This window comes from Methylophaga sp. UBA5088, assembly GCF_002414625.1.
In the GTDB taxonomy this organism is placed as follows: Bacteria; Pseudomonadota; Gammaproteobacteria; order Nitrosococcales; family Methylophagaceae; genus Methylophaga; species Methylophaga marina.
Genome location: NZ_DIAC01000072.1, coordinates 23,014 through 32,403 on the forward strand (window position 1 = coordinate 23,014; position 9,390 = coordinate 32,403).

Consider the following 9,390-nt stretch of genomic DNA (forward strand, 5'->3'; position numbering starts at 1 on the left):
TTATCTTCAATATCATCCACCACAAGAATAGTTGCAGGTGAAAAAACAGGCAGTGAAGATGCCGAGTACTGCCTCAAGCTTGAATCAGCCGCAATTGATGCGACGACAACGTTATTCAGATGCACCGTAAAAGTAGACCCCTTACCTACTTCACTTTTCACTGTGAGAGCTCCACCCATTAGTTTAATCAGACGACTACAAATGGATAAACCGAGACCCGTTCCGCCAAATTTTGCATTGTCCTGACCAGGCGTTTGATGAAAGTCTTCAAATATTCGATCTAACTGATCCTCAGGTATGCCTAAACCAGTATCTTCAATATCAATTCGTAATTTTAGATGACTACCCACAGCGCTCTCGACACTTGCCCGCATCGTTATTCGACCTGACTGAGTAAATTTAACCGCATTTCCCAGTAAGTTGAGTAATACCTGACGCAGACGAACCACATCCAGCATCAGACTATGAGGAATGTCTGAATCGACTTCCAGAATCAGTTCAACACCTTTATTCCGTAATGGCACACTGAATATATGCGATAACTCTTCAAACAAGACATGTGGGTTGGTGGCAGCATATTGTATGTCGAGTTTTCCGGCTTCGATTTTGGATAAATCCAAAATGTCATTAATTAATAACATTAAATCATTGCCAGCCGACTGAATCGTTTTTACATAGGATTTCAACTTATTGTCTTTAACCTGCTCATAGAGCAACTCGGTAAAGCCAATAATGGCATTCATCGGCGTCCGGATTTCATGGCTCATATTGGCAAGAAACTCAGATTTTGTACGGTTAGCCACTTCCGCTTTTTCCTTCGCCTCGACGAGTTGAGCCTCCATCTCGATCCGATCCGTCATATCTACAGCGATGCCCAATAACGCCTCTTGCCCTTGGTATTTGATGGGCATAATAGATACCATCATCGAGCGTTCTTCACCGTCCATTTTTTTGAATTCGACGATCTTTTGATCCACAAACCCTTGGGTTTTTATCTCATTAAGTACTTCTTCACGTTGTTTCGGGTTCGAATAAAAACTCAGAATATTAAACTGAGGTAATTCATCCAGCTGCATGTTGTAGTCTAATAATGCCTGAGGGTTAGCGGTGATGATCTGACCGTCAAAATGTGTGACGGCAATCTGTAAGGGCATATGATCAATCAAGGTTTTTGTTTGTGCTTCGGCAGCCTCACGTAAGCGGACTTGAGCGGCTAGTTTTCTATTCCAGAATAAAATCCAAGCCACCACAACTAAAAACAAGATCACAATTTTCAACATCAAACTGTAATCGACAATCGCCGCATATTTATCTTTCCCCCACTCATCAAGTATGCGTTGCTTATCTGCGAGTGAGATAGCATTAAAGGCCCGGTTAAAAAGGCTAACCATCGGTTGATAAGCCTCGCTAAACCCAAATGCCAGTGAGGTTTTGAAGCCGGTTTCCCCTACTATGCGTATGTTGTTAATACTCATTTCGGCAATGTGATAACTGGCCTGAGCCAGTGTGGCTATTAATGCATCTACTTTTCCAGTAGACACGGCAGTCAAGCCCTCTTGAATCGACATGACTTCAATAAAGTTGATATCTGGATACTGACTACGAATATTATCTACATAGCCATATTCATGAATCACGGCAATTTTTTTCTTTTTTATTGACGAGATATTTTCGACATAAACATTATCATCACGCATGACAATGACTATTGGGCTGTTTAAATATGGCCTGGTAAAGGTCAGAAACTGACCCCGTGTTGAATCACTGGTTTCTGAAATCATATCGACCTTACCTGCTTTAATAAGCTCAATTGACTCTGCCCAAGTGGAAGTAGGCACGTACTCAATAGTGATGCCCAGTTTGTTTTCTATCAGTTGCAAATACTCAGCAACAATACCAATATAATTTCCATCTTTATCAAAGGCTTCATATGGCAACCAGTTAGGGTCACCGGTAAAACGAATCGTTTTATGCTCGTTTAACCAGAATTGTTCACTCGGTGACAAAATAATATTCTTCGATACGGCCTCATCAGTAATATTTCGTTTAAACCATTTATCATCGATACTACGTTTCTGTACTGCTGATATCGCAAGTAAAGCTTTATCAATAATTGATGACAACATCGGCTCTGATTTTTGCGTAGCCATGTAGAGATTCTCACTCCCTAAATAGCGTGTCGACTGTAATGGTTCGATATTCAAAATAGCTTTGTTATCAAGTTTGTAGCTCAAAACAGCATAAGTGTCGTATAACAGTTCGGCATCGCCATTCAGGACTAAGTGGATAGCCTCATCTAATGAGCCGGTTTCAATGATATTAAGCCTGGGGAAATAGCGTTTGATCGTACTAATTCTGGAGTCATCTTTTGGTAAAGCCACTCGCAATCCATCCAGCGAGTTTTTATTGTCGAGTTTAATGTCATTACGAATAAAAAAATATTCAACAGCCTCATGATACGGACTGGAGAATGTCATATAAGCCATTTTTTCCTGCGTCATAAATACTGCAGGTAATAAATCAATCTCTCCATCAACAAACTGTTTTAGATGATCACGCCAAGAGCCTTCCGTTTCATAGGTAAATTTTAAGCCTGTTAATGAAGAAACGATGTTGAGATAATCCCTGGCAATACCGATGTATTGATTATTTTCGTTCACAAAATCATAAGGTGGCCATTCACTCCCGGCCCCCACAATAATTTCAGGATGGGTGTCTATCCAGGCAATTTCTTCTTTCGTTAATAGCACAGGTGATTGGTACTGAGCTCGGACTGTTTCCGCGGCGGATTGGACAGTTGGACTATAGAAGATGAGGATTGAATTCAGTAACAGAATGAACGTTGTGATTAATGTCATTCTTGTGGTTACTAAAGGATAATTCATCTTATAAGCATCTATTTAACAATGTCAGCAAACTGATCGAGGTGGCTTATCATCAAGTCGACTAACTCAGGATCAAAGTGAAAACCGCGCTGTTCCTGGATGAAAGCAACCGCATCATCAACTGTCCAGGCTGTTTTATAGCAACGTTGATGAGTCAAGGCATCAAATACATCCGCCAGAGCAACAATTCGCCCATAGATGTGTATGTCAGATCCTTTTAAACCACGGGGATAACCGCTCCCATCCCATTTTTCATGATGCTGATAGGCAATAATCGCGGCTGATTTAATTAATTTTCGTTTGGAACCTGATAATAATTTATACGCGTTTGTCGTATGCGATTTCATCACCTCAAATTCTTCTGGCGTGTATTTTCCTGGCTTGTGAAGAATCTCATGAGGGACTGTCATCTTACCGATATCATGCATGGGTGACGCATGGTAAAGAGTATCGGCATCAGTATCGTTTAATGTGGGATGCAGTTTGGCCAAGAGTGCAGAAATCTCAGCCACTCGCCTAATGTGTTTACCTGTTTCATCTGATGTGGATTCCATCAATTCAGTTAGAAACCAGATGAGTTCTTTTTGGCTATTTTCTAACTCAGATAATAAGCGCGCCTGTGCAAAACGGGATTTTGTTTCCAGATCAATATTTTGCTGCTCAAGCCATTTTTTTGTCTGATATAACTGGACATGCGTTCTAACACGAGCAAGGAGTTCGGCGGCATGAAAAGGCTTGGTCACATAATCGACCCCACCGACTTTAAAAGCTCTGGCTATAGAATCCACATCCGCTTTTGCGGTGAGAAAAATGATTGGAATGTCTTTGAGTTGAGTTTGGCTTTTTATACGCTGACAGGTTTCATAGCCATCTAAGCCAGGCATCATGATGTCGAGCAGAATCAGATCAAACGCAGCATCATCGTTTTGCAGAATTGACAGTGCTTTTTCACCACTATTGGCAAAGGAAAACTCATAGCTGTCTTCCCTCAGTAAGCTCATAGCGACCTGAATATTGTCAGGGACGTCGTCAACTATAAGAATCTGAGCATGTGGTGCCATCAATCCAACCTATTAAAAAGGTGGTTCGATTATATAAGCAAGTTGAAAGAAAAGTACAATACCCTGCATCAAGCAGGGTATTAGAAAATAAATTCAGCTACTACATCGGGCAAGTGACAGCAGCATGAATAAGTGATGTTATGACAAGCCCAAGACATCCTGCATATCAAACAAACCATTTTGTTTTTGCATTAACCAGCTTGATGCCCGCATGGCACCGAAAGCAAACGTCATACGACTTGAGGCTTTGTGGGTGATTTCAACCCGCTCACCTTCTGCCGCAAACATAACGGTGTGATCACCAACAATATCGCCAGCACGCACTGTCGCAAAACCGATGGTATCTCTGTCGCGTTCGCCTGTGCGGCCTTCACGACCATATACCGCACATGTTTTCAAATCACGGCCTAAGGCATCAGCCACCACTTCGCCCATACGCAATGCCGTTCCAGACGGTGCATCTACCTTATGGCGATGGTGGGCTTCCACTATTTCGATATCAACGTCATCCCCCAATACCCGGGCAGCCATATCTAATAGTTTTAATGATAAGTTCACCCCAACACTCATATTCGGCGCCAGGATAGTGGCAACTTGTTTGGCCGCATCGTCGATGGCTTGTTTTTGGTCTGCATCAAACCCCGTTGTGCCGATAACAGGTCGACATTGATTAGCCACACAAAACGGCAATAAAGCCATGGTCACTTCGGGCAAAGTGAAATCAATAATGATGTCGGAGTCTTTTGTGGCCTGCTCAATATCCGAGCTAATCGCAATACCTAACTTGCCAACGCCTGCGACTTCACCTGCATCTGCCCCGATTAATGATGAATCGGCACGATCGATCGCTGCACTGAGAGCTAAGCCCTCAGTCTGTTCTACAGCCTGAATCAAACAACGTCCCATTCTGCCAGCAGCGCCATTTATCGCAATCTTAGTTGCCATATTTATTCCTTTTTCATTTCACCTAGTGATGACAGCGCATCATCTTATTCAAAAAAACGTTTTACCGCATCCAACCAAGAGCTGTGTTTCGGGTTATGCTTTTCACCACCGCCTTGCAGATCGCCCTCAAACTCTTGCAGTAACTCTTTTTGTTTCTTTGATAATTTCACCGGTGTTTCGATGATAACCCGGCATAAAAGATCACCGGTTGCGCCGCCACGAACTGACTGAACACCTTTACCTTTAAGTCGGAATTGTTGTCCGGTTTGTGTGCCCTCTGGGATCTTAAGATTAGCCTTACCTTCCAGCGTGGGTACTTCCACTTCACCCCCCAACGCAGCAGTGACAAAACTTAAAGGTACATCGCAGAATAAATTCGTGCCATCACGGGTAAACACGTCATGACGATTTACCGATACTTCCACGTAAAGATCACCAGCAGGTGCACCATGGGTGCCCGCTTCACCTTCACCTGAGAGTCGAATTCGGTCGCCGGTATCAACACCAGCAGGCACTTTGACCTGTAAGGTTTTCTCTTCTTGAACCAGCCCTTCACCATGACAATCCGGACAAGGCTCTTTGATCATCTTACCGGTACCACGACAATGTGGGCAGGTTTGCTGCATGGTAAAGAAACCTTGCTGAATTCGAACCTGACCATGCCCACCACAGGTAGTACACGTGACGGGTTGTGTCCCTTTCTTCGCACCAGAACCATCACAGGTGTTACATTCAACATTGACTGGTATGCGAATAGTCGCCGTGGTTCCCGCCACAGCATCTTCCAATGACAAATCAAGTCGATATCTTAAATCAGCACCACGATAGGCTTGTTGCCGGCCGCCACCTCCACCGCCAAAGATATCATTGAATACATCACCAAAAATATCGCTGAAGCCGCCACTGCTTCTAAAGCCTCCGCCCATGGATTGGTCGACACCTTCATGACCAAACTGGTCGTAAGCAGCACGCTTCTGGCTGTCAGATAGAATTTCGTAGGCTTCTTTGGCTTCCTTAAACTTGGACTCAGCTTCAGCATCATCAGGATTTCTGTCCGGATGATATTTCATCGCCATGCGACGGTAGGCTTTTTTAATTTCAGCTTCAGTCGCCGTGCGTGATAACTCTAAAACTTCGTAATAGTCTTTTTTGGCCATTATTCTTTTTCCCAACTACCTAAAACGACAAAACAGGCGCCGGAGATTCCTGACGCCTGTTTGCCATGCTCAACATAATCTTGTTAAAGATTATTTTTTCTTGTCGTCGTCGACTTCTTCAAACTCTGCGTCGACAACATCATCACCGGCTTTCGCATCATCAGCTTGACCCGCATCAGCAGCACCAGCTTCCGCGTTTTCAGCATAAGCACGTTCTGCCAGTTTGCCAGCGACTTCACTTAAAGCGGTTGTTTTCGCTTCAATGTCGTCTTTGTCTTCGCCTTTGATGGCTTCTTGTAAAGCGGCAATCGCTGATTCGATTTTTTCTTTTTCGTCAGCTTCAACTTTATCACCTAAATCTTTAAGTGATTTTTCTGTGCCGTGAATCAATGCATCAGCTTGGTTACGTACAGTGACAAGCTCATGGAATTTACGATCTTCATCCGCATGCGCTTCTGCATCTTTCACCATTTTCTCAACTTCATCGTCTGATAAACCACTAGAGGCTTTAATCACGATAGATTGTTTTTTGCCTGTGGCTTTATCAGCTGCTGATACGTTAAGAATACCATTCGCATCAATATCAAATGTCACTTCGATTTGTGGTGTACCACGTGGTGCTGGAGGAATGTCCGCCAGGTCAAAACGGCCCAGTGATTTATTCGCTGATGCCATTTCACGCTCACCTTGAAGCACATGAATGGTCACTGCAGGCTGATTGTCTTCTGCCGTTGAGAACACTTGATTCGCTTTAGTAGGAATCGTGGTGTTTTTCTCAACCAGTTTGGTCATCACGCCACCCATGGTTTCGATACCCAGGCTCAGTGGTGTAACGTCAAGTAATAATACGTCTTTGACATCACCAGAAAGTACAGCCGCTTGGATAGCCGCACCCACTGCTACCGCTTCATCAGGATTCACATCACGGCGCGGCTCCTTACCGAACATGTCTTTAACCGCTTCCTGTACTTTAGGCATACGGGTTTGACCACCGACCAAAATCACATCGCTGATTTCAGACGTTGATAAGCCAGCATCTTTCAGTGCCATTTTACATGGCTCCATGCTGCGTGAAATCAGGTCTTCAACCAGTGATTCCAGCTTGGCACGGGTTAAACGCATTTCCATGTGTTTAGGACCTGATGCATCAGCAGTGATGTAAGGCAGGTTGATATCTGTTTGTTGGCTTGAAGATAACTCGATCTTCGCTTTTTCAGCCGCATCTTTCAGACGTTGCAGAGCCAGTGGATCTTTTGCCAGATCAACACCTTGGTCTTTTTTGAACTCTGCAACTAAATAATCAATGATGCGTTGGTCAAAGTCTTCACCACCCAAGAATGTATCACCATTAGTCGCTAATACTTCAAACTGGTGTTCGCCTTCAATATCCGCTATCTCGATGATTGATACGTCGAATGTACCACCACCTAAGTCATAGACAACCACGGTAGAGTCACCGCGTTTTTTATCCATACCGTAAGCCAAGGCTGCAGCGGTTGGTTCGTTGATGATACGTTTCACTTCAAGACCGGCAATTTTACCTGCGTCTTTGGTCGCCTGACGTTGTGAGTCGTTAAAATAGGCAGGTACAGTGACAACAGCTTCAGTCACTTCTTCACCTAAAAACTCTTCAGCTGTTTTCTTCATTTTCATCAAAACACGAGCTGAAATTTCAGGTGGCGCCATTTTTTTGTCATTCACAGAAACCCAGGCATCGCCATTGTCTGCTTCAACAATTTTGTATGGCACCATGTCGATATCACGCTGAACGACATCTTCTTTAAATTTACGGCCGATCAGACGCTTAATACCGTAAAGTGTGTTGTTAGGGTTAGTAACTGCTTGACGCTTCGCAGACTGACCTACCAATACTTCATCATCTTTTGTGAAAGCGATGATTGATGGCGTAGTGCGATCGCCTTCGCTGTTTTCGATAACGCGCGCTTTACCATCTTCCATCACTGCGACACAGGAATTTGTTGTTCCTAAGTCAATACCAATAATTTTTCCCATTTTTATACTCCATCAATCTTATTCTTGCTGACTATTTATGCAGCCTTCGGGTATGTAATTGGGGGGCAAAATTTAAATTTCAAGCCCCGAACCTATTTTTATTGAGAGACCACAACCATTGCAGGTCGAAGTAAACGGCCGTTAAAGCTATACCCTTTTTGCATCACGCTGATCACATGATTGGCATCGATACCATCTGCCGGCTGCATAGAAACGGCTTGATGTAATTCAGGATCAAAAGGCTGTCCAACAGGATCAACTTGCTCCAGTCCGAGTTTGCCAATATTGTCGAGTAACATTTTCATCGTCATACTCATGCCATCACGTACAGCCTCTAAAGTAGCTGATTCTGACTTGGCGGCATTCAGGCCAAGCTCAAGGCTGTCACAAATAGGTAAAAGCTCATTCACAAACTTATCTAGAGCATGTTTGTGGGCGTTTTCCAGGTCTCGTGCATGACGACGACGAACGTTTTCCAGATCAGCGCGAGCCAATAACACTTGATTCCAGTTTTCTTCGGCTTGTTGTTGTGCTTCTTCCAGTAACTGTTCAGTCGTTTTTTCAGTTTCTGCTGATGCCTCAGTATCAGCTTGCTCATTTGCTTCTACATCTGGCTTTTCGATTTCTTCGTTGCTCATGATTGAATCATTCCGGTTTGCTAATCACAGACCGTCAATCTGGGGGTGAAAATTTTGATTTCAAGGAAAACTTTGGAATTTATTGATTTTTTGTGATTCTACTTGTATTCAAAGCGTTATCTGATTATTAGAGCTTCAAAGTTTCGGGCTAAGCCCGAGTTCATTTATTCTGCTTGTCCAAATATAAACGCACGCCTCAATGACAACGTATAAAAAAACAAACCATCATCAATACACAGAGATTTATCTTCAGAGTTATCAGTCATTAGTTTCGCCTTGATGGCGAGTCAGGGCAATGCTTGCCCATTTCCCTAACAACCCTAGGGCACCCCACCGTGCTGGCCTGCGGCTCCACTCGTCATAACATTGATTCAGGCGGTCGGCTAAAACTCGCTACGCTCACAAATTTGTCTGGAACAAATTTGGACGCCGGAGGCGCCCAAAGGGGGAGTGGCATGGATGCCACGAATCAAACACTAGCCTCCCTCAGACCTGAATAAATGTCACTCCTCGCCAGCACAAATGGGGAAAGAGAGAATTTTTTCTTCCCGTCTATTGCCGCTAAAAATTGGCTTCATTTTATGGGTTAAGTGGACACGTGTTTGAGCGTAGCGAGTTGGTGTCCACGCCATAAAATGCAGTGAATTTTTAGCGACGAGGCAATATCGGGTGCCCTTTTGTTTGGTTCGTT

Annotated in this window: 7 protein-coding genes; all 7 read right to left on the reverse strand. The window is 43.8% G+C overall.

What is annotated here, in order from left to right; translation table 11 throughout:
* Positions 1–2,858 (reverse strand): transporter substrate-binding domain-containing protein (locus B4K20_RS09130; RefSeq protein WP_289282657.1); only part of this gene is annotated, 2,858 nt, incomplete at its 3' end.
* 38 nt (positions 2,859–2,896) lie between these two features.
* On the reverse strand, positions 2,897–3,946 hold the full coding sequence (locus tag B4K20_RS09135) for an HD domain-containing phosphohydrolase (RefSeq protein ID WP_289282658.1): 1,050 nt from the start codon (positions 3,944–3,946) through the stop codon (positions 2,897–2,899).
* A 138-nt stretch (positions 3,947–4,084) separates the two neighbouring features.
* Positions 4,085–4,891 carry a 4-hydroxy-tetrahydrodipicolinate reductase gene (gene dapB / locus B4K20_RS09140; protein WP_286305769.1) on the reverse strand — a complete coding sequence of 269 codons (807 nt, stop codon included), beginning with the start codon at positions 4,889–4,891 and terminating at the stop codon, positions 4,085–4,087.
* Between the two features lie 44 nt (positions 4,892–4,935).
* Positions 4,936–6,048, reverse strand: a complete 1,113-nt coding sequence (dnaJ, locus tag B4K20_RS09145; RefSeq protein WP_286305770.1) for a molecular chaperone DnaJ — start codon at positions 6,046–6,048, stop codon at positions 4,936–4,938.
* Between the two features lie 90 nt (positions 6,049–6,138).
* Positions 6,139–8,061, reverse strand: coding sequence for a molecular chaperone DnaK (gene dnaK / locus B4K20_RS09150; RefSeq protein ID WP_289282659.1), 1,923 nt, complete (start codon positions 8,059–8,061; stop codon positions 6,139–6,141).
* Between the two features lie 98 nt (positions 8,062–8,159).
* The gene (gene grpE, locus B4K20_RS09155; protein ID WP_289282660.1) at positions 8,160–8,699 is read right to left on the reverse strand and encodes a nucleotide exchange factor GrpE; all 540 of its coding nucleotides are present in this window, start codon (positions 8,697–8,699) and stop codon (positions 8,160–8,162) included.
* A 503-nt stretch (positions 8,700–9,202) separates the two neighbouring features.
* On the reverse strand, positions 9,203–9,390 hold a 188-nt coding region (locus B4K20_RS09160), incomplete at its 5' end, for a hypothetical protein (protein ID WP_289282661.1).